Genomic DNA, 23,055 nt, shown 5'->3' on the forward strand with positions numbered 1-23,055 from the left:
CAACGATTGCATTGATAATCTTTTTCATTGATTTGCGACTATTTCTCCCGTCCAGTCAATTATTCCGCCGAATTCATAGATATGTGTATAGCCCATATCAGCCAGCTTTTGCGAAACCTCCTTGCTTCGGCGACCGCTTCGGCAGTATATGAGAATAACCTGGTCGAGGTAGGGCAATTCCTTCGGCTGCTCTGTGCCAATGGACTCGTTTGGAATAAGTATCGCACCGGGGATATGACCACTGTCGTATTCGTCCTGCCGCCGAACATCGACAATAATATGACCGTCCTCAGCCTGCATCATTTTCTTAGCCTTTTCCTGTGTTATTTGCTGATAGGTTGCATTTTCAGAAGCAGTAGTTATCTGGACTTCCGACTGAGCACCTTCCGACGAACTTGTCCCATTGCCGCAGGCTGACAGTAACAAGCACACTGAAGCAGCAACTGTCAGTACTATTATTCTCCTCATTTCACACACCACCTTATTCCTTTAGCTATACGCTTCTCAGGCTCATTGAAGTGTCCGCCTTCATTCCATTCAAGGATATGACGGGAAACGTTTTTATCGCCGCACACAAGCTCATACTGCCTGCGAGTGCAATCACCGACAGTCGCCATAATACGGTCACGAGCCTTTTCCTCACGGTCGCCGAGGCTGAGATATACGGAGCTGTTCTGCGGAGCGGTATGGCTCTCGGCGTAGCTTATCCAGTCCCCGAACCACAGCGAGCCCGAACAGCTTATAACTCCGCTGAACACCTGACTTTCATAGAACGCCCACAGGCTGAAAAGACCGGCGAGCGAGTAGCCGCATAGGATACGCATTCCTGTCAGACCGTACTCCTTCTCGCAGCAGGGAACACAGTCATTCATGAGCCAATCCAGCGTTTTGCGTCCACCGCCTGAGAAAGACATCTTCTTATTGAGCGTAAACTACCACGGCGAGAATTCAGCGTTCCAGTCTTCGACCTCATAAATGATATAGTTGCACTTCACGTCCTCGCATAACGCAAGGACTTTTTCAATCGTCTCGGAGCTGTTCTTCATCTCGCCCCAGTATATCGTAGGAAGATCAGCACCGTTTATTATAATATGGCTGGTTCTGCCGTTGATCTCAATTGTTTTCATATTTCTCCATATACACAAATTCCAGTTCGTCGTTTACAGCTTTCCGAGCGAATATCGTGTAACCCAGCTTCTGATACAAACGGATATTATCAAGACTTCTCGTACTTGTGAAAAGCTCATATCGCTTATGAGGAAAGCATTTCTCTATCTCGGACAGAAGCATTGTACCATAGCCCTTATGTTGGTGGTCAGGGTGTACCATGAGCTTGCCAATGTATGCCGTTCCATCACGTTCTATTGCGCGAACTGAGCCGATAATAGTATTCGTATCATCAGTCATTTTCAGTATCACTCCACTGTTCCACTCTTCGATGACCTCATCGAGAGTCTGTTTCAGCGGAGAAATGTCCCTGCTGCCGAACAGATTAGCCTCACTCTGATAGGCAAGATATTGAAGCTGTAATATTTCTTGCAGGTCTTCACGTTCAGCTTTAAGTATCATACCGGTTTTCTCCTATAATTCTATCAGCCTGTTCGACTCAAAATAGTAAATATTCTCTTTCTTATATCCATATTTCGAGTTCGGGACACTTATATGCGGTTCAAATGTAAAATAATCCACTGACGAGAGCAGTGCGTTGTTACCTTTTTCGGTATAGATACGTTCGTTTTTGTCCTTCACGATAGAGTGACCGAGATTGCCGAGAAAATCAAGGTTGATAAATCCACGGTCGGTTATTAGCTGATTGATATGGAAATACAGCTCCTCAAATGTGGTCTGCGGAGTCGCAAAGCTAAGCAGCTCTGCGTGAAGTTCCTCCTCCATAAGCAGACCGCTTCGCCACTCATCGTTGCGAATATTGCTTATATCATCAACTACTTTACCGTCCTCGAGAATTATCGTTCTTGCATAGTCGCCCCATATATTATCATTCTGCGGACTGAGGTCGATCGTTATGATGTCGTCCGCAGCGATAAGTCTGTCTGAGGTCACATACTCTCTGCCGGAGACTGAAACTGTGGTCTCGTCACCTAAAAATACAAATGCACCAATGTCCCAGTACCAGAACGAATCTGCTCCCAGCGTGAGCATTTTATCCTCGCAGAGGCGACGCACCTCGGTCAGCTTCATACCTGTATGTATCTCATTTTTTATGTATTCTATCGTGTCTTTCGCTATTTTCTGCACTTCGGAGTATTTCATACGATTGCCTTCTTTCTATACTAATGAATTTCCCAACTCATACGCCTCTTCCAGTGCAGAGATATTTTCGATGTCACCTATGTCCTTTACTCCGCGAACCAGTACAGTGCCGATACTTTCAAGCTTGAAGAAGTCCAGTACCATTTGGTACTGCATCAGTATCGGATCAAACAGATTCGGAAGCTGAGCTGCTCCTATAAGAAGAAGTCCGAGCTTTTTAATGTGAAAGGTATTCCGCATGGGAGTATGAAGCCTGTCCACGATAGCTTTCAGCTGTGCGCTGATACCATAGAAATAGACAGGTGAGGCGACTACAACAATATCCGCATTCCGCAATTTTTCATATATCTGTACCATGTCATCATCCTGAAAGCATTTATTGCCTTCGCGCGAGAAACAGCTGTTGCAGCCTATGCAGGGATTCACCTTACAATCGGCAACAGAAACTATCTCTACATTATTATTCAGGGCAGCTCCTTCCGCAAAGCTCTGCGCCAGCCGTGCTGTATTGCCGTTTTTTCTCATGCTGCCGACAAGTATTACTATGTTGCTCATTGCAGTTCCAACTTTCATTGTTTTTACATTATGTTTGATTCTATAGCATTATTTTTTTCAATTATATTCTACCATTTTATCTTCAATAAAGCAATGGTCAGGTGCAGAAATAATTGCTAATCCGGTGTTATAAATGAAGAATCCCTGTAATCAGACATAAAATCGTTCTGATCACAGGGATATTGTTATTTTATTTCCTGTTCAAGGTCATCAAACTCGGGCGAACTGAAAAACTCGCCTAAAGTCATATCTAATCCGTCACATAGAATTTTTATCGTAGTTATAGAAGCATTTTTACGTTCAGGATTAAGGAGACTGTAAACCGTTGACGGTGTCACACCTGAGAGATTTGCCAGTTCATTTGCAGCTATCCCTCTGTCTTTACATATGCTCTTTAGTCTCTGAACAACAGCTTCCTTTACAACTGACACATTTCTCACCACCAACTATTATTTCTTATATTATACAAATTATTACGCTTCTGCGTGTACGCACTTGCGTATATTGTAAAATAATGATTTAATAGGAGAAATAAAACAGGAAGGTGAGTTAAATTGACGTGTACAATAATATCAACAGGCGAGGAACTGAGCCTCGTCTGCAAAAATGAAAATGAACCTCCATATCCCGAGATAAAAGCAAAGCTCCGCGAGAAGATATGGGAGCTTTACTGCAAGGGATATGACAGGTTCCGGATAAACAGCGAGTATGGAGTGCCGCTGTGGTGCGGAGAGATAATAACAGCGTTGGCTATGTACAACGACATTGAGCTGAACATCGCTATGCCCTATGAGGAGCAGTCCACAAACTGGGTCGAGGAGCATCGTGACCGCTTCTTCAATGTTCACGCTGAATCGGATAATGTTGAGATAATTTCACTCCAATACACCGATGACTGCTATGAACTTGCAGACGAACATAGTGAGTATATAGCTATCTTAGTTAGCCATTATGGTCAACTCTTAGTCTGGGATCAAAGTTGGCTTTATTATTTGCATTTACATAGAGATTGACTTTTGAGCTTAAATCTGATATAATTATATGGAATATATTGTGCATTTGCAACAAAATCAGGTTGCTGATGCATACGGTGAAATTATATTTACTGTGATAATATTATTGACGATAAGGAGAGTGTATCAAATGAACAGATGCAAATTTATCGAAAAGTTCAACAAGCTTAGAAAATCTTCGAGTAATTCGATCGATAATATTCAGATCTTTGATGGTTTTAGGAAATATATGCACGTTATAAGAGCTACAGAAATGGATTTAAAGAAAATCCTTTCGGCTGTTAATTTGTCTGGCAAGAAGACACTTGTGTTGCTATGTGGAAGTGCAGGCGATGGCAAATCTCACTTGTTGTCGTATTTGAAAAATTCAGATACCGATCATTTACTTGATGGCTATAGTGTTTTTAATGACGCTACAGAAAGCAATGCCCCTGACAAAACAGCTGTTGAAACACTATGTAAACGTCTTGAGGACTTTAATGATGATAACATTGGCAAGCCCGGCTCAAATGCTATTATAGCAATTAATCTTGGAGTTTTGAGCAATTTTATTGAATCTGAATGGGCGTTAAATTTTAGCTTCCTTAGGAAATATGTAAAGAGTTCTAACATAATGACATCCGAGGTTACTAATACCACTTATGTTGATAATAGCAATTTCCAACATATAAGTTTTTCTGACTATCATATGTTCTCCATGGATAAAGGTAAAATCACTCCGGATTACATAGAAGCATTATTTGAAAAAATTGCTTCTAATGATGAAAAGAATGAATTTTATGCTGCCTATACCGATGATTGCAGTGTCTGCCCTTTAGGCTCACAATGTCCGATTCGCATGAATTACAAATTTCTGACAGATGCCAAAGTGCGCCATTATATAGCCCTCATGCTAGTTAAAGTAATTCTTAAAGATAAAGAAATACTTACTACCAGAGAACTTTTAAATTATATATACGACATAGTTGTTGCACCTGGTTTTGATTATGCGAAATTCTATAAATCATCGGCAACTCCTTCTCTATTCTTAAAAGAGTTTCTGAATTGTATCATGCCTTCACTGTTATTTGATAACGTTGACATATCTGCGATTATGAATAAAACACGTAAGTATGATCCTCTTTTAAACAGGAATGAGGCAGAGGATGATATTGCCATTGAATACTATGTGTCCGATGATGTTACCAAAACAGTAAAATCGATTGTTGATGAATCAGCATACTCCTCTATACTGTGTGATCCATCTTATGCTGACATTATCAACGAAGATAAAACTGTTAAGAGCAAGTTGTTCAATGTGCTTATTAGAATAAGAGACTTAATGAATGATAACGGTTATGAAGAGATGTTCCTGAAATATATTTCAGATCTCTATAACTACAATATTGGAAAAACGCCTAAACTTGCAAGTCTTTATTCTGATATCGAGGATGCCGTAATGCGTTGGTGTGGTAATGAGGACGACGATAATATATGTATCGATGATAGCCATAAAAACTTTGCTATTTATGAAGATATTAAGTTTGATCCATTTTTAGACAACATCCCTTCACCATCTTCAAGTGAAAAAATAGAGAAGTTTTTGCCTTATGTCGTTGCTGAGTTTAAAAACGGCAATGATGCACCTATTCATATAGACATTGACTATTCACTTTATGAACTAATAGAAAAATTAAAAGCCGGATATGTTCAAACTGCTGAAGATAGAAATAACCACGCTGACTTTATCAGCTTTATTTCAAAAATACTCAAAACGGGTTCTTCAAATGAATCTATCACTATATTGTCTGAGACAGGACAAAAAGCTAAGCTTGAAAAGACTAAATTCGGTACATATAAATTTGAGGTGGTGAAGTAATGACTGATTATTCTTTCAATGAAGCGTTATTTAAGAAGAGCTTTAGCGTAAAAGAGGATAAGCCTGATAATACTTATCGATTAAACCATACTACAGATAAGTGCTTTAAGCTATTTCCGTATAAAGCTACACCTAAAGCTTCATCACCCATTGTTTATGATATGGGAGATTGCATAAGTGAGTTTTTCAGAAATGCACTTGAAATAACAACCGAACCAGTAGATTACGATCAGCTTTGTGAGAAGCTAAAAGAAAACATTGATATTGAAGACGATGATATCGATATGTTCAATGACATTATCAGCTCATTGTTTTTTAAGAATGGGGATTTCTACGCATACAATATCGGATTATATCCATACCAGACAATAGTTGATAATAAGAGTTCCGAAAGAATCGCAGAATTCCTTTATTGCGTGCTTGGTTTGGACAGCACTGATAAGGAGAATATAATATCTGCAGGAGATAAATATTCTTTCAATGTTTTAGAGAGAATGATAGTAGATTCAATTGATACGCAAAGCAATGAACCTAAATTAAAAACCGAGAAATATTATCAGGTCATCACTAGCATTCAGAAACAATTCAAAGCTGACTTTGCTTTCATGCTTTCTTCTGGTATGACTTCCGTAGAAGATCTTACAAACCTTTTATCTTTCTACTATTTTTATTATGTTTCACAAACTTGTCTTACTCTTGATCAATTCGGAAATGGAGAGCGTGAACAAGTTAAGCAGTTGTACTTCGCTCTTGATTGGGAAAAAGTAAGTAAAAACAGAAAATGTTGCGAAGAAGGCTGGTCTAAGCTGCAAAACAACATTTCGCAGATGTTTAGTCACGCTATTACACTGGAAATAATCAATCAAAACGATAATAACGAGATGCTGGATTATATAGATTTCAAATCCGCAGCTGATACAAGTGACGAAAACGACATTAAAATCTCCGATGAGATTAATAAAGCTGAACGTATATATGTATCCTGTATAGGAGATTGTCCTAAAATTAAAGATATCCCTGCTGAAACAGGTGCGAATCGCACAGATGCTGCTATCAGGCATTTGTTTAAGTGTATAAGCACTCAATTTGCAGAAACTGAAAGAAAACGTGCAAGCCAGTTTTATTCAGAAAAATTCTCTGAATTCTGTAAAGCAAGATTTGTAAAGAACAGAAAAAAATCAGGTTTAACACTTAACTTAACAGAAAGAGACATTATCTTCCTTACAAAACTTGCAATACAACATGATGAAAAGATACGATTGAACGACTTGTATAAGGAATATGAAAACAGAGGTATATACTTAGATTCAACATCTAAAGGCCTGCTGCAAGAATTCTTTACAAAGTTGAACCTCATAGACAAGAAAAGCGATAGTGGAGATGCTCAGTATGTTAAACGAATTTTATGATTTCATAGCAAAGAAAATCGATACATATTTTCAGACCACCTATGCCGAGGGGAAATTGCTTACAGGCGAGACATTTTGCTTAAAGCTTGACACAGATGAAATGGTTAGTGAAGTATCTGATGCTTTACATAACATAGCTGAGGCTAAAGGTATATGTGGAGAATTTAAGCTGTCATGCGAAAGTGGAGAAACTTATAGTACTTACACATTAAACTTAGGTGGCACAGAGGTCATCATCGCACCGCAGATCAATGGCATGACAAGCGATTTTCTGTGTGCGACTTTAAGAAACGAAGCAAATAGCGCTCAGATGCCTATTCTTATGATATCCGCCAATCCTATAGATAGTGCTATAAGCGGTTCTAAAAATATGGCCGCAAACGGTATGCCTTTTTATGGCGAAGAATTGATGAAAGAAATTCGTGAAATGGTTAGCGATAGTACTCAATTAACAACCGTTGAAAAGCAAATATTAGAATTTGAGCTCAAAAGAAGAGACACTGATGTTTTTAGTGATAAGGCTTCATTATACGAATACAGCGACCTCCTTGCAATTATGTCTTCCGGTAGAATACAAAGAGAAAGCTTTAATGGTTTCAGGTTATTCTATATAGATGGTAAAAAGGAATACATCAATGAAGGTTCTGCTGCTGTTGATAAAGAAATAAAAGAAAACCACAAGCTGTTTGATAAGATCGATGTTTGGTTCAGATTTGGTAATGCGTCTTCTGAATTAACTAAGTTATTTGATGACGCCTTTGCGTCTAAATTAGAAGCTGAACAGAGACAGGATCCTGAAAACTGGAGCAACAAATTTTCATATTCAGAGATATCTTCACAAATACAAAAACATCAGGCTAAAATTGACAATCCTCTTAAAATAGAAGCAGAAGATATTTCTGTTTATGGCTCGCTTCCAATTGATTCTCTTGCTTATGGTACTGAGTGGTTATTACGCAACGAAGGCTCTCAAACAGGAAAAAAGAGACAAAAGAACATTATCATTTTCAATAAAAACAAACTCAATGAACTTCACATAAGGTTTAATTGTAATGCCCGTGTTTTACAAAATGATGTTCAACATGATAACCTTCACTATGAAAAAGAGGGCAAGGATTTCATTTTTACGATTCCTGCCGCTGGAATTTGTTTTCATAAAATTGAATTACATGATTCTGCTAATGATATAAGATACGTTTTCAAGATGTGTATGATAGATCTTGCATCAGATTATATGCTATCTGTGATTAAGCATTGCTACACTGTTGATTATAAGAAGAAAAAAGATCTCCGAATTCGTCTTGCAGGTATTGGCAATGATTTGATATTCAATGAAAATGCAAGCACAGTTAAGGCAGAAAAACTTGATGATAGCAACTCATACTACTGTGCGTTTGATCAACGTCTGCATCTTTATGCTACCGAGGAAGAATTATCAAATTATTCTTCAGGACTTCATATAGATATAGACTTTGCTGGTGTAACTGTACCTTTCCTTATGGTTCCTGATGAAGCAAAGAGCAAGGAAATCACAGGAAAAGGTGTTTTGAAAGAAAAATATACCATAAAGCAGAGTCTGGAGTTTAAATCAGATAGAATTTACTCTGATACTCAGGAATATTTTGCGAAAAAGGAATTATTAAGAGAGCTTCATGCAGAAGAAAAGATAATCAACAATTGTATTTTAGTTGGTAAATGTAAAAAAGATTATCTCACAGAGCAAATAACAATCACCTCGGATGAATTAAAGCAAAATGATCTGTTAAAACAATCCTACTTAGACTTAGTAGAGAAAATGAAATCGTTACGAACGCTCCCAACCTTAGCTTACTACAAAAATGAACTTAAAGAAGCGGCACAAAAATATGTTGATTCATTTATGGATCTCTACGTAGATTTATCTGAAGGCTCTACACTAAACGAAGAACAAGAAAATGCTTTGTCTATTGGTACGATAGCTGTTGGAAATAATGACGAGATTATACTTACACCTCTCCACCCTATCAATGTAGCTTATCAGCTTGCTTTGTGTTCAGAAAAAGGAATTGAAGACGCAACTGACGTGATAATTGAACGTTTAAACTCATTAAATTTACTTCCGTACATCAAAAAGAAAAAAGCTATATTTAAAGTATCTGATCAACAGAATTCTCTGGAGTGGAAATACTATGCTTCTGTGGGAAATAAGAAGTATCGTGGTAACTGGCGCTTTGTTCCGAGGCTGATTGAAGAAAAAGTTACCGAGTTTATATCTCATTTCAGATATATCTTTAATGATATCAACAACAGAACAATAAAAATCAATCTTATCAATATGGGCGATTGCAGTGAGGTCTTTATTGGTATAGCACAGTATTTCATTCATGCTATCAATCGTAATCCTAATGTCGAAGAACTCACTAGATTTGAATTGCACATTTATTCAGATAACCGCTTAGACAATGCGTTTTCAAATATAAGAGAATACAATACACTCAAGCAGTATCTGTCAAACTATAAGCTTGAGATCGCATCCGGAGTATCTATGAACACTCTGGAGGGCATTTTCTCAAAGAATGTTGAATGTTATTTCCATCTTGATAAGGGAAAAGCCTATAACTATGCACACATATCATTTTATGAGATGGAATCTGAAATCACCTCAGAGCAGGCGTTCATGTCCGATATCGAAACAGGTATTTCATTGAACGGTATACTGTCCGGAATTCCTTCAAGTAAATACTCAAATAAGTACAGAACAGGATATGGCTCAAAATACGCTCCTAACGATGTGCTTATCAAACTTTCCAATCTGTACAATTCACTTATTCAGGTAGAAACTACGGGCAATCCATATTACAAGGGGCTTAGTATCTCTACTCAGATCGATGAAAAAGCTGAAAATAAAATGGACGAGATCTATTCTGCATCAAATTGGGTAGTCTTTGTTGAGCCCAAAGTTGATCTTGATTTCTTCTGTGAAAAAGAAGCTAACAGCGACCTGCTTATCATTCACTACAGTGACCAGTATACTACCAGCAGTGGATACGATGCCATTACTGTAACACGTAAATCGAAGCAGTATGAAGCTGTTATACACGATTATTTAAAAAGCCGTGGCGTAGATACATCATCTGAGGATATTCACAAGATCATCAACCTTTTTAATGCAGTAAACGGAGATTGGCTTTTAAGGTTGGTTTCATCAAAGAAAGCAACTAAAGACAGCACATTTAGCCGAGAAAAGATAAGTATTGTGGCAGCTATCAAATTATTGTTAGCTATACTGCGTCACAAGGATATGATCTGGATCCCAATTTCGCTTGAAGAGATGCTGAGAGTTTCCAGAGGTGCAGGTTTATCTCAGGATGAATCAATTCTTTCTGCTAAAAATCTCGGCTTTGAAAAAGGACCGACCAGCGATGATATATTGTTTGTCGGTGTGGATAAGTCTGGTCAGAAGCCCAAAATTTATCTTTATCCAACAGAGGTCAAAACAGGAATCAATCCTAATGATGTAATCAATAAGGCATTTAAGCAGGCTTCGGCAACGGCAAAAGGTCTGCAGAACGCCTTTGGTGAAGGCGATATTGAAAAAATCGTTCCAAAGGTCAATCGTAATTTCTTGATGCAACTTATAATAACAAGCTGCAAAAAGATGAAAGCATATCATGTTGATGATTCACAGAATTGGGACATTGTGCTTGATACATTCAGAGAAGCTCTTCTGAATGAAAACTACGAACTCTCATGCAACATTCGTGAGATCTTAGGTAACGGTGCTGTACTTTCATTCAGGACAAGCGTATTAGGTCGAAAGACTTCATTTATGAATGATTATATAAACTTCATAGAGGTTCCAGAAACTGACGAATATGGTCTCATTCTAAAATCTGTAGCCGAAATCGCACAGGAAATACGTTCAGAAAAAGACAGTGAGCTACTGACAATTGATGATGTTTCTCTTGAAAATCTTAACGGAGATACATCTAAACTTGTTGCGTCTGATTTATCGGATGAGGGCGCAGAAGAACTGCCCGATAAGGACAATGAACTTAATGAGCCAACTGAAACAATCATAAATAACGAAGATCAAGACGGCAATGACGATGAACCTGAGCATATTACTCTTGTAACAACCGAACCTGGTATGAAAATTCTGTTTGGTACCAACGAGCAAAATGGTGAAGAAGTTATATGGAAGCCAAACGATACGACTCAGTTGTTCCACACGAATACTGGCATTATAGGAACTATGGGAACGGGTAAAACTCAGTTTACTAAATCCCTGATAACACAACTCTATCAAAATCAAGCTGATAATGTTGACTCTAGAGAACTTGGAATCCTTATCTTTGATTATAAGGGAGATTATAACGAGAGCAAAGCTGACTTTGTTGATGCAACAAGGGCTAAAATATACAAACCTTATCATCTGCCATTCAACCCATTTGCACTTACAAAATCGACAGTATTTAAACCATTGTTACCCACACATACAGCTAATGCCTTTAAAGACACACTATCTAAAGTATACAACCTCGGTCCCAAGCAGCAGGCAACGCTGCTTCAATGCATAATGGATACGTACTCAGCAGCTGGGATTAGTCCGGGCAATCCCTCAACATGGGATAATGAAGCTCCAACGTTTTATCAAGTATACCAAAGATACATAAGTGACGATGATATCAAAAAAGGAGATTCATTATCTGCTGCCTTAGACAAACTGAGTATGTTTGAAATATTTGAAGCTAAACCAAGCGAAACAAAGTCTTTATTTGAACTTTTGCAAGGCGTTGTTGTAATTGATATGTCTGGTTATGATCCCGACATTCAAAGCTTAATTGTTGCTATAACACTTGACTTGTTCTACTCTCAGATGCAGGCTGCCGGCTCCAGCAAAATGGATGGACAATACAGGCAGCTTACGAAAATGATCCTTGTAGATGAAGCCGATAACTTCATGAGTGAGGGATTCCCTTCACTTAAGAAAATCCTCAAAGAAGGACGTGAATTTGGTGTCGGCACCATTCTGTCTACGCAGTTCTTGAAGCACTTTGGAAGCGGAGATGATGATTACTCCAAATATATCCTTACATGGATCGTACATAATGTCTCTGATCTTAAAAACAGTGATGTTGACTTTGTATTCCATACTGAACCGAAGAGCAGCGAAAGCAATATGCTCTTTAACCGTATCAAGGGATTAGAGAAGCATCATAGCTTAGTTGCAATTGGTACAGGAACTCCGATATATCTGCATGATAAAGCCTTCTGGCAACTATATAGTGAACTCAAAGACAAATCGTAACAGAAAAGTCAATTGTTCTATTATAGTTCAAATTAACAGTACAGGTGGTATAATGAAATGATAAAAGTTGAATGGTCGATTGAAGAAATGGTCGCAATTGTAGCCATTTATTTCAAAAGCAAACTATCAGACAGTTATGAACTTAAAGAAGAGTTGCTTGATCTTTCCAAGAGGTTAAATAAGCGTGCCGATATCCTTGGTATAGAACACGACGAAAAATACCGTAACTATAACGGAATGAAGAAGATGTTTGAAAACATTCGCTATATTGACTCAAATGGCGAAAAAGGATTATCAGGTGCAAGTTTACTAATGAAAGAAGTAGTTGGCTTATATCATAGTAACAACTATGTTTTTGAGCAGATAGCCAAGGACTTCAATGAAAAATATTAAATATATCCCAAGACTATTATTGACATTTTTCTCGCAGTATGATATACTTAAGTATATACTTAAGTATATCATACTTTTTTTGAGGTGTCAAGATGAATTTTGCATATCGTTTCCCGGCTGTGCGAGGAATACAGTCCCATAGAGAATATTATATATCTATGGTCCCCATGAAATTGCTGGTTAAGTTATTCCCAGAAGAGGAAGAATCGCTTCTTCCCGAGTACAGGGCACAGCGAAAAATCAATGAGTCGAGAATCCCAGAAATACGAGATTATATTGTAAACAATCGTGATTCCTATGTTTTTTCAGCACTTTCAGCGTCAATAGACGGAGAGTTTGAATTTAAGTCTTCTGATATTAATAATGATGTTGGAATACTTGAAGTCAACATGGAGGCCACGTTCCTGATAAATGACGGTCAGCACAGAAAAGCTGCCATACAAGAAGCTATAAAAGAAGATCCTTCAATAGGAGATGAAACGATATCTATTGTATTCTTCAAAGATGAGGGATTGTTGAAAAGCCAGCAGATGTTCACCGATCTGAACAAGCACGCTGTTAAAACCTCTAATTCTCTTTCAACATTATACGATTCAAGAGATACTATTGCTGTAGCTACTAAAAAGGTAATAGAAAGTGTTCCATTCTTAAAGAAATACACTGACAAGGAGAAAGACAATCTTGGCAAAAACTCTTTGAATCTATTTACACTTACGTGCATTTATAAAGCTAACACTAAGATCCTGCATAATGATTGTAGTGATGAAGATACACAATTCCTTATATCGTTCTGGAATGGTGTCGCTGATAATATTCCTGAATGGACAGAGCTTCAAAAGAAGCAGCTTACAAAAAAGGATCTCAGAGAACACTATATCACTACACTGGCGATAACAATGTATGCCTTTGGAAGACTTGGCAGATATTTCTATGATAATCGTTCTGTTGAAATGAACGATTATCTCTGCAAGCTTCAAGACATCGACTGGCTTCGCTCTAATCAAGAAAACTGGCTTGGCAGAGCTATAAAAAGCGATGGTAGGATCAACAATAATGAAGAGGCTGCCATCCTCACTTGTGCAAAAATCAAACAGCTGATAGGAATTCCATTGTCTAAAGAAGAGAAGACAAAGGAACAACAGCTAACAGAAATGAATCATAAATAATAGGAGCATAGATCATGGAAGATAATACAACCTGTAAGAGTTGTAACTCGGAAACCACTATAACAAAGGAAAGAATAATTCAGCTGCAACAAACAATTCGTGATTTGTATCTTGCTGATGATATACCTTGGGTTATAGGTTATTCCGGCGGTAAGGATAGTACAGCTACACTTCAATTAGTATGGCTGGCATTAAAGGAACTGCCTAAAGAACAATTAAGCAAAACTGTACACATCATTAATACTGATACTTTGGTAGAATCACCTGTTGTAGCAAAGTGGGCTCAGAATTCTCTGAAACAGATGGATCAGGCGGCAGAAGAACAGGGATTACCTTTTATTACTCATAGATTAACTCCACAGACGGATAATACGTTTTGGGTAAATCTGATTGGAAGGGGCTATCCTTTCCCGAGAAAGCGTTTCCGTTGGTGTACCGACAGATTGAAGATAAGACCTGTAAATGACTTTATAAAGAATTGCATCGCTGAACATGGTGAGATTATTCTGGTTTTGGGAACACGAAAAGCGGAAAGTGCCAACAGAGCTAAGACCATGGCTCACTACGAAAAACTCAGAGTACGTGAGTTATTAAGCCCTAATCCTACATTGGCAAATGAACTTGTTTTTTCTCCTCTTGAGGATTGGAATAATAACGATGTATGGCTGTTTTTAATGCAGTACAAAAATCCCTGGGGTTATAATAACAATGATCTTCTGACTATGTATCGTGGTGCAACCGCAGACGGTGAATGCCCGATGATGGTAGAAGCTGGACTTCCAAGTTGTGGAAAGAGCAGATTTGGATGCTGGGTCTGCACTATGGTTGAGCAGGACAAATCAATGGAAGCTATGATAGCCAACGATTCTGAGAAGGAATGGATGACACCACTTCTTGAATTCAGAAATGAGATAGGTAATGAAAGTCTTGATAGATCACGACGTGATTTCAGAAGAAGAGGAGGTTATTTACAAGGCTTCAATGGCCGCTTAAATCATGGTCCGTATACAAAAGAGACCCGTGAGATGTGGCTTGAAAAACTTCTGCGTATGCAAATTGAAATTAACGAAAACGGTCCCGAAGATTTTGATGAATTAGAACTTATTACTATACCTGAGCTTATCGAGATAAGAAAAATATGGGTAATAGAGAATCATGAATTTGATGACTCGCTGCCTAAGATCTATGAAAGAGTTATGGGTAAACCGTTCCCTGATAATTCAATTTATACATCAAACTCCTACAAGGAAAGAGAATGGGATATTCTTAAAGATATATGCAATCCTGAGAACAATAATGATGAAACCATGTTGTTTGAATTAATGTATACCCTTATAGATATAGAAAGCAAATCAAATATGATGAACAACCGCAAAGGTATTCTTAATCAAATAGAACAGACTATAAAGAAGAATTTCTATAAAGATGCTGATGATGCAGCAGAATACTATTTTGACAGGGTAAAGCGTAAGAAGGAACATGGTGCAAAATACGATGATAACATACTACAAGAAACTGAAGATGAATTCGAGGGTGATGAAGCATGATAATCAATAAATTACAATTACATAATTTCGGCGTATATGCTTCAGATAACACCTTTGTATTCAATAGTGAGAAGCCGGTTGTTCTTATAGGTGGTATGAACGGCCGAGGGAAAACCACATTTCTTGAAGCTATTCTTCTGGCACTTTACGGAAAGAATTCTTTTGCCGTACAAGAGAGCATTCATGGTGCCTACGGAAAATACTTAAAAGCACATACCAATATTGCTGACGGTACAAATGAAAGCTTCGTCGAGCTTGAATTTTCAATTGAAGAAGATGGAAAAAACAATATATATACCGTCAATAGAAGTTGGAACACAAACGTAAAGAATATTAAAGACAAGGTCACAGTAAAGAAAAACGGCAACGATGATTCTTTCCTTGCCCAAAACTGGACCATGTTTGTAGAGAGCATATTACCGAGTGCTTTGGCTAATTTCTATTTTTTTGATGGAGAAAAAATCGCTGAACTTGCAGAAAGCGATACTAGTATTCAAATGAAGAGTTCTATTAAGGCTCTTCTTGGAATCAATGTTATTGACCTTCTTGAAAACGATATTACCCGTATTATCAAAAAAATGGATACCGAACAGACCGACAGTTATAACGGTTCATATATAGAGGAATTACGCCGTATAAAAGATGAAAAAGCGGATATTCTCAAACAGATAGATGATGATATCGTTGAATTAGAAAAAAAGCTTAGTCGTACTAACAAGAAAATCGACAAGAAAACAGAGGAATTTAATGCCAAAGGCGGACAGATAGCAAGTCAGTCTCAGGAGTTATTTTCGGAAAGGATCAAGCTGAATTCTGAAATCAATAAGATACAAGAAACATATCTTGAATTGGCTGCAGGAGAGCTTCCTCTTTTAATGGTAGAAGATTTACTGTCGTCTATAAAAGACAAGTCAGAAACCGAGCGTGAAAACAAATCAATGTCGGTTGCCGTTAGAAAAATAAATCAGATGTTTAAGGAGTATTCTTATAAAACACAGCAATCATCTGATGAAATATCGCAGTTTATAAAGTATTTGAAGAAGCAGGCAAAAAAGAAACAGACCAAAAGTGTATTTGATCTGTCAGAAAACGGTTATATTCAGCTTTCTGTGCTTCTTTCCAATCAATTGGAGAATACACAGAATAGTTATAATTCCTCAAAAGTCAATGAGCAAAAAATCATGAAAAGGATCAATGAAATCGATAATTATCTTTCTGTTGACATTGATGAAAAGGCAATCGCTCGTCTTTATAAGAGAATAGGTGAGTTGCAGAATGAACGTATGGATATTGAGATCCAGATAGAAGCAAAGAAAAAACAGCGTATTACAGCAAACGGTGAATGTCAAAAAGCAACTACAGAATTTAATCGTTGCGTAGATAAAGCTATCGCTTCCATGGAGCGTGGCGATGATGTTCAGCGTATCCACAGATATGCTTTGAAAGCACAGCAACTGGCAGCAAGATATAAAATCGAGCTTCAGAGATCAAAGATTTCAAATTTAGCTGATACTATGACAAAATGCTATAAAAAGATACTTGGCAAGAAGAATCTTATTGACAGGATAGAAATGGATGCAGAAACACTGGACTATCATTATATTGATGTCAACGGAAATGAAGTCATGAAAAGTGGCCTTTCTGCCGGTGAAAAGCAGCTTATGGTAATTGCAATGTTGTGGGCGTTGGCGGAGTGTTCAAATAAAATGCTTCCTGTAATCATAGATACACCGCTTGCAAGACTGGATTCGCTTCATAGAAAAGCACTGATTGAACGTTATTTTCCTAATGCAAGTTCTCAAACAGTAATATTGTCTACAGATTCAGAAATAGATTCTAATTACTACAATATAATTAAGCCTTTTGTCAGCAATGAGTTTACTCTTGTGTATGACGAGAACGAAAAGCGTTCCTATGTCAGAACAGGTTATTTTGAGGAGGAACAGGCATGATCGTAAAGCAAATAAAACTTTCTAATGCCGCAAAAGATAAGCTGGCTAGACTTAAGGGAAAGACAGGGATTCAGAATTGGAATGTATTGTGCAGATGGGCTCTTTGCTATTCTCTCAAAGAAGGTACGATCCCAACTGATATAGAAATAGCATCTGATAGTAATGTTGAAATGTCATGGCTTACTTTTGCAGGAGAATATCATGAAATATATGAAGCTCTTATAAAAGAATGGTGCATTGTTAATAAGCTGGGTACAGATAATGATACTTTAGCAAAATATCTGAAACTACATCTTGAAAGAGGAATCGGATATTTAAGCGGTACCAATTTTGTTAAAGACCTTAAGGGGTTACTTGATAAATCAATAAGTGAGGAATAATTATGGGCATTTATCTTGATTATAACGCATCGACTCCACTTGATCAGAGAGTACTCGATGTAATGATCGACGTTTATCAGAATAAATATGGTAACGCAGACAGCAGAACACATGATTATGGCGAGACAGCACGTTCTGCTGTTGAAAACGCTCGCAAACAGGTGGCTGACTTATTGGCTATCAAGAAGGACGAAGTGTTCTTTACAAGTGGCGCTACAGAAAGTGATAATATCTCTATATTGGGTTTACAGGAATACGCTGAAAAAAATTCAAAGAAGCATATTATTACAACAGCTATAGAGCATAAAGCTGTTCTGGAACCGTTGCACCATCTTGAAAAGCAGGGATTTGAAGTAACATATATCTCACCGGATTCAAGTGGACGAATAAATGCCGATGAGTTGCTTAGTAAGGTTAGAGATGATACTTTACTTGTCTCTGTTATGCACGCTAATAATGAGACGGGTATCATTCAACCTATTGAAACAATTGGAGAAGAGCTCTCCAAAACAGATACCTTCTTTCATGTGGACGCTGCCCAGAGTTTTGGAAAGCTCGTTGATGAGTTGCGAAATGTTAAATATAACTTTTTGTCTGCAAGTGCCCATAAAATGTATGGACCGCAGGGAGTTGGTGTTTTAGTCTTAAAAAAGAAACGTTATAAGATGCCACCAGTGAATTCGATTATGTTCGGAGGAAGTCAGGAAAGAGGAATACGCCCCGGTACTGTTCCGACCGCATTAATTGCAGGACTTGGAAAGGCCTGCGAAATAGCCGCTGAGGAACACGCTTCTAATTACATTAAGTATCAGGAGAACAAAGTGTCCATTCTAAATGCGTTGAAATCTTCCTGTATTGATTATAGTGTAAACGGGGATTTAGAATATGCTATGCCAAACACTCTGAACGTTTCCCTTAATGGCGTAAACTCTGAAGCACTGATGCTTGTTACCCGACAGTACTGTGCTGTATCAAATGGTTCAGCTTGTAATTCCAGCAGCTATAAACCAAGCTATGTGTTATCTGCTATGGGATTATCCTTGAATAGGATTGAGAGTGCGATACGTATTAGTTGGGGATCTGATATTATAAATCAGGATTTTTTGAATCTACTTCTGGAATCTATTAAAAGAATATACTAATCAATGGATGCCAATGTAGAATGGAGGGAACAGATGATGACAAGACAAGAAAAAACAAAAAAATTGAACACTTTACCATGGCAAGCTTTAATTGAATTAGCTAAAGAAAATAAGATACCCGAAGAAGAGATAAAAGGCTTAGGAAAAGATAATCTAATTCAACAAATTATATCTTGTGTGGACTTGGAAGATGAAAGAATAGAATCACTTGTTAACGACTATATCTATGGTGATAGGGTAACATTTACATTATGGTCTTTTGAAAATAGTCTTTCAGATAAAGATTATAGTAAAATACTAGCTCTAGAAGGCAATACTGAAGAATACTTGGATACTAAAGATTTTAGAAATCTAAAAATACTATCTGTAAAGCAATATAATGATAGATTCGAGCTTCTTTACACATATAGTAAGATATACTCATTTACAAACGAAGAAGGTAAAAATGATTCTGTGTGGGAACTTCATAGAGGATGTGTCTGGATTGGGATTGAAAAATCATATATCGCCTCTATTAGTAAACATGATAAAATGACGAATTGTTTATTACGTTATCTATATCAAAATTTGAGGAATAACATCAGTCCTATAAAACCTCCTAAAACTGCAATAGAAAGATGCATACAGATTATGTACATGAGCAGAATAACGCTTCAAAGAGTGGATGGTGCAAAAACAACTATATCAAAATCAGATGGCTTTACTATGGATCAAGAGGAGGAAATAGCAAGAATTAAAGAAGGACGTTTTGATACTTCAGGAAGTTATAGAGCAGAGATTAAAGATAAAACAACTGCAACAATAAAATACAACATAAAAAAGGGAAGTATCGGGATATATAGACATTTGTCTGCAAATGATTTATTCTATTGGACTAATAATACAATTAATATCATTCTTGACGAAATAGAACATCTAAAAAGTAAATCAGCTGAGATCATATATTCAGAGCTTGGCTTGCCATTAAAATGGAATATTCTTCATAATGGAAGCGATAGTTGTTTGAACTGGTTCTTATCTCAAGTTATCTCAGCACAAAACAATGATGTTCAAATTGTAATCCCCAATAGTATAATAGGTATTCTTAGCGATACTAGATTGTTTATAAAAATTCCTAGAATCTACTGTGAAGAATGCGAATCATACGATATTCCAATTTGTGCTGAGTGCGGAGAACCATTATTATGTGAAAACGGTTCATTCACTTGCAGTTGTGGAGCTCCCTTACATATTATGTGTGGGGAAGGTCATAAAAAATGCAAACAAATTAATTGGTATATTCCAACAGGACGTTTTATATCAGAGATTCAACGGAATTACAAATTGGCTTTTCAAGGGCAGCAAGCAAGTATAAATATGTGTATAATGGAAGATACACTATTATTGCAGTGTAAAAAGATTGAAGTTGATACAGAAATCGAAGTTGATTTTGACAGTATTAAAGAGTTTCAATATCCACAAAGCAAAGACTTAATGAAATGTCAATCATTTGCTGTTAGATTAAACGAAAAATGTTCAAAGAGCTGTACAAATAAAGAGATAAATAATTGTATTCAGAATAACAATCAAGTATGTTTACCTAAACTATTCTGGGGATTAATATCAGGGTATCGCCCTCAACCTCATAGTGGTTATGAGTATGGCGATGTATCCGGGCAACTTCAAGTTGGAAACACCTACTTGGAATTCAAAGGAATAATAAAGAAAAATTCGCTACACAAGAAAAACAGCAACAAAACTACTGAAGAATTAATATCACAGCATCTATTATCTACCTCTCGTGAAGGAGAGGAAATGATAAGACAATTTGTTGAACAAGGTTTATCAGATTGCCGTTGCCAAGTTATAGCAGTAATTGTTCCACAATACTTTGATTTGGGATTTAAGGGTACTCTGCGATTTTTAGCTCGGTTAGGAAGTAAAAAAGTTCTATTTATAGGATTGGATGAAATATCAAAGATGATATCCATGAATGATAACATAGCTCTATCATAGTGGATAACTTATTAATAAAAAAACCTCACAGTGCAAATTTGCGAGGGCTCAGTGTTTTTGTTATAAGCAAAGCATCATATAAGACGGTATGCAAACAATGTCCTCCTTGAAGCTGAAAGTACGTGGGTGTATCACATAGCACTCGCCTATCCGAACCTTAAACTTCTCATTGTAGCGTTTGAGCGCCCCTGCCGAATATTTCTTGCCTGACTTGACCTCTATCGGGAACATCTTGTATTTAAGCTTGCTGTTGTTGGGAATCAGGAAGTCTATCTCAATAAGAAGTTCCGTGTGCGTCAATTCCAATGAAGGCTTGTATTTTACTGCTTTTATCGCGGAACTCCTTTATAGAATCTTTTAGTCTAAGAACGCCACTATTTTTCGCAAAAGCTGATACAATAACAAAAGCTTTGTATTTATCTTCAGAAAGCTTATCTATAAGAATGTTTCCTAATTGACCGTCAAACGGTTGATTGATTAATTGTAACATATATATCGCCTCCTAATCATTGCAACTGCTTATCAAATTAACTCTGTTTATTTATTGCTAGTTTATCAATTTTATTAATGAATGCATCCCTTGCGATCTCCCAAGTGTTCTGTTTTAATGGTTGCAAGTTAAACATCTGCTCAATCTGAGATTTAAATGTATTAAGTCGAAATTTGTCGTTAGCTTTGAAATCTATTTTTTCTTTAGGAAGTAATCCGCCTATTTTATTCCTATCAAATCCAGGCATCAATATTTCCTGATAAGTCTTTTTCATTGCCCATACAGCACCCATTTCATTTAAACAAGCCTGACTTTCAAAATAGTTATCAGTATACCATAAAATGAAAAATACGTTTTGTTTGCTATGGAATTGCTTCAAAATCTCATCGTCAATCATTCTGCCGTTTTCAATATACGCATCTGGATGTGAAGAACAAAAAATACAACCGTCTTCTCCTTGACTTGGACGTGGTATACCTATGGCATATAATAATTCCATTAGGGCAGCGATTTGATCTTTATCTTTTTCTCTATGACTTATAAATATTTTTTCAAACAAACCTGGAAATAGCAATTCTTTTAAACATATTACTGCTTTTAGAATTATATTTGCTTCTAATATATTTACAGTGTATGTTCTACCTTCCCAGTGATAATCGTTAATGGTCTTTAGTACAGAAGCCATTTGATTTGAGGTAGTGTGACTCAAATTGTACTTTTTGTAAAATTCTTTTACAAGCAACTTATATCTTTCATATAATTCATCGCCAGTTTGAGCTTCGCCATATAAACGTATTTTTTGAACCAAGTTTTCGCACACTTCTATTATTTCGTTTAACTCGATAATTTTTATATCCATAATATTTCTCCAATCCGGCATAATAAATAGTGATGAACGACATATGTAACCTTCTACAAATTCATAAAATGCTTTTCTTGAAACCTTTTTATTCCGTCACAAAGGTCACATATTATATCTACTGAATATTAGTTTTATAGTAGCTCTGTTTTTATAACAATTATACCATATTTCGCACAATTAATCAATAGATGACGCTGAATATATGTGAATTATTATCAACGGTCGTTTTATAAGCAATCCAAGGTCAAAATGAAAGGGAGGCAAAGCAAAAACCGCTTAGAAGGCTATTCTAAGCGGTTTATAATTGGAGCTAGTGACCCGACTCGAACGGGCGACCTGCTCATTACGAATGAGCTGCACTACCAACTGTGCTACACTAGCATTATTAAATTTTTGAATTTGTAAGGTGCTGCACGGTTGTCGCTTTATAATCAGTCCGAGACCTGCGCATTACGAATGCGCTGCACTACCAACTGTGCTACACAAGCATTATTAAATTTTTGAATTTTGTAAGGAGCTGCACGGTTGTCGCTTTATTTTCAGTCCGAGACCTGCTCATTGTCGGTCAGAAATAAGTCGTACTGCTTCGCTTACGCTCCCATTGCTCCATATTTCTTTCCTTCGCAGGCTCCCTTCCTCTGCCACTGGCAGCGGTCGTCTGCTCAGCAAATTCGCTGCACGGGGAGCTGTGCTACACAAGCATTTTTAAATTTTTGAATTTGTAAGGGTGCT

At 37.1% G+C, this 23,055-nt stretch carries 20 protein-coding genes and 1 tRNA gene; 11 read left to right on the top strand and 10 right to left on the bottom strand.

The genetic code is table 11. From position 1 onward, the window contains the following. Window positions 1-24 precede the first annotated feature (24 nt). From DSZ37_RS13060 to DSZ37_RS13085, 7 genes are all read right to left on the bottom strand, one after another. The gene (locus tag DSZ37_RS13060) at window positions 25-468 is read right to left on the bottom strand and encodes a rhodanese-like domain-containing protein (protein ID WP_109727337.1); all 444 of its coding nucleotides are present in this window, start codon (window positions 466-468) and stop codon (window positions 25-27) included. Beyond that, the gene (locus DSZ37_RS18025; RefSeq protein WP_278298879.1) at window positions 465-914 is read right to left on the bottom strand and encodes an alpha/beta hydrolase-fold protein; all 450 of its coding nucleotides are present in this window, start codon (window positions 912-914) and stop codon (window positions 465-467) included. The genes DSZ37_RS13060 and DSZ37_RS18025 overlap by 4 nt, the downstream gene beginning before the upstream one ends. Window positions 915-932: 18 nt before the next feature. Next, window positions 933-1,127, bottom strand: a complete 195-nt coding sequence (locus DSZ37_RS18030; protein ID WP_242978634.1) for a hypothetical protein — start codon at window positions 1,125-1,127, stop codon at window positions 933-935. After that, window positions 1,114-1,569 (bottom strand): GNAT family N-acetyltransferase, encoded by a 456-nt coding sequence (locus DSZ37_RS13070; RefSeq protein ID WP_109727338.1) that lies wholly within the window; start codon window positions 1,567-1,569, stop codon window positions 1,114-1,116. The genes DSZ37_RS18030 and DSZ37_RS13070 overlap by 14 nt, the downstream gene beginning before the upstream one ends. Window positions 1,570-1,581: 12 nt before the next feature. Then, entirely contained in the window at window positions 1,582-2,271 is a 690-nt protein-coding gene (locus DSZ37_RS13075) for a M24 family metallopeptidase (RefSeq protein ID WP_109727339.1), read from the bottom strand. Between the two features lie 15 nt (window positions 2,272-2,286). Next, window positions 2,287-2,826, bottom strand: a complete 540-nt coding sequence (locus tag DSZ37_RS13080; RefSeq protein WP_109727340.1) for a flavodoxin family protein — start codon at window positions 2,824-2,826, stop codon at window positions 2,287-2,289. Between the two features lie 185 nt (window positions 2,827-3,011). Then, window positions 3,012-3,257 carry a helix-turn-helix domain-containing protein gene (locus tag DSZ37_RS13085; RefSeq protein WP_037297264.1) on the bottom strand — a complete coding sequence of 82 codons (246 nt, stop codon included), beginning with the start codon at window positions 3,255-3,257 and terminating at the stop codon, window positions 3,012-3,014. A 123-nt stretch (window positions 3,258-3,380) separates the two neighbouring features. Between DSZ37_RS13085 and DSZ37_RS13090 the strand changes: the two genes are divergently transcribed. From DSZ37_RS13090 to DSZ37_RS13140, 11 genes are all read left to right on the top strand, one after another. Beyond that, complete coding sequence (locus DSZ37_RS13090; protein ID WP_109727341.1) at window positions 3,381-3,839, top strand: SLOG family protein; 459 nt, start codon at window positions 3,381-3,383, stop codon at window positions 3,837-3,839. Between the two features lie 130 nt (window positions 3,840-3,969). Then, a complete protein-coding gene (gene dptF / locus DSZ37_RS13095) occupies window positions 3,970-5,697 on the top strand; it encodes a DNA phosphorothioation-dependent restriction protein DptF (RefSeq protein ID WP_181380320.1) in 1,728 nt (575 codons plus the stop codon). Then, window positions 5,697-7,106 (top strand): DNA phosphorothioation-dependent restriction protein DptG, encoded by a 1,410-nt coding sequence (gene dptG / locus DSZ37_RS13100; RefSeq protein ID WP_109727343.1) that lies wholly within the window; start codon window positions 5,697-5,699, stop codon window positions 7,104-7,106. The genes dptF and dptG overlap by 1 nt, the downstream gene beginning before the upstream one ends. Then, a complete protein-coding gene (locus tag DSZ37_RS18035) occupies window positions 7,087-12,396 on the top strand; it encodes a helicase HerA domain-containing protein (protein WP_181380321.1) in 5,310 nt (1,769 codons plus the stop codon). Before dptG ends, DSZ37_RS18035 begins: the two co-directional genes overlap by 20 nt. Before the next feature lie 57 nt (window positions 12,397-12,453). Next, entirely contained in the window at window positions 12,454-12,789 is a 336-nt protein-coding gene (locus tag DSZ37_RS13110) for a hypothetical protein (RefSeq protein ID WP_109727345.1), read from the top strand. A gap of 92 nt (window positions 12,790-12,881) precedes the next feature. Further along, complete coding sequence (gene dndB, locus DSZ37_RS13115) at window positions 12,882-13,955, top strand: DNA sulfur modification protein DndB (RefSeq protein WP_109727346.1); 1,074 nt, start codon at window positions 12,882-12,884, stop codon at window positions 13,953-13,955. A 14-nt stretch (window positions 13,956-13,969) separates the two neighbouring features. Continuing rightward, window positions 13,970-15,502: a DNA phosphorothioation system sulfurtransferase DndC gene (dndC, locus tag DSZ37_RS13120; protein WP_109727347.1), complete on the top strand. Its 1,533-nt coding sequence runs from the start codon at window positions 13,970-13,972 to the stop codon at window positions 15,500-15,502. Next, entirely contained in the window at window positions 15,499-17,454 is a 1,956-nt protein-coding gene (gene dndD, locus DSZ37_RS13125) for a DNA sulfur modification protein DndD (protein ID WP_109727348.1), read from the top strand. The genes dndC and dndD overlap by 4 nt, the downstream gene beginning before the upstream one ends. Next, window positions 17,451-17,834, top strand: coding sequence for a DNA sulfur modification protein DndE (gene dndE / locus DSZ37_RS13130; protein WP_109727349.1), 384 nt, complete (start codon window positions 17,451-17,453; stop codon window positions 17,832-17,834). The genes dndD and dndE overlap by 4 nt, the downstream gene beginning before the upstream one ends. Window positions 17,835-17,836: 2 nt before the next feature. After that, entirely contained in the window at window positions 17,837-18,976 is a 1,140-nt protein-coding gene (locus DSZ37_RS13135; protein ID WP_109727350.1) for a cysteine desulfurase family protein, read from the top strand. A gap of 33 nt (window positions 18,977-19,009) precedes the next feature. Further along, a complete protein-coding gene (locus tag DSZ37_RS13140) occupies window positions 19,010-20,971 on the top strand; it encodes a hypothetical protein (RefSeq protein ID WP_109727351.1) in 1,962 nt (653 codons plus the stop codon). 274 nt (window positions 20,972-21,245) lie between these two features. Here DSZ37_RS13140 and DSZ37_RS13150 read toward each other — a convergent pair whose 3' ends face one another. From DSZ37_RS13150 to DSZ37_RS13160, 3 genes are all read right to left on the bottom strand, one after another. Then, complete coding sequence (locus DSZ37_RS13150) at window positions 21,246-21,461, bottom strand: hypothetical protein (protein WP_109727352.1); 216 nt, start codon at window positions 21,459-21,461, stop codon at window positions 21,246-21,248. Window positions 21,462-21,498: 37 nt separating this feature from the next. Beyond that, entirely contained in the window at window positions 21,499-22,320 is an 822-nt protein-coding gene (locus tag DSZ37_RS13155; protein ID WP_109727353.1) for a toll/interleukin-1 receptor domain-containing protein, read from the bottom strand. A gap of 308 nt (window positions 22,321-22,628) precedes the next feature. Next, window positions 22,629-22,704: transfer RNA gene (locus DSZ37_RS13160), tRNA-Thr, on the bottom strand. Window positions 22,705-23,055 lie beyond the last annotated feature (351 nt).

It is taken from the genome of Ruminococcus flavefaciens, assembly GCF_900116855.1.
Classification (GTDB): Bacteria; Bacillota; Clostridia; order Oscillospirales; family Ruminococcaceae; genus Ruminococcus; species Ruminococcus flavefaciens_R.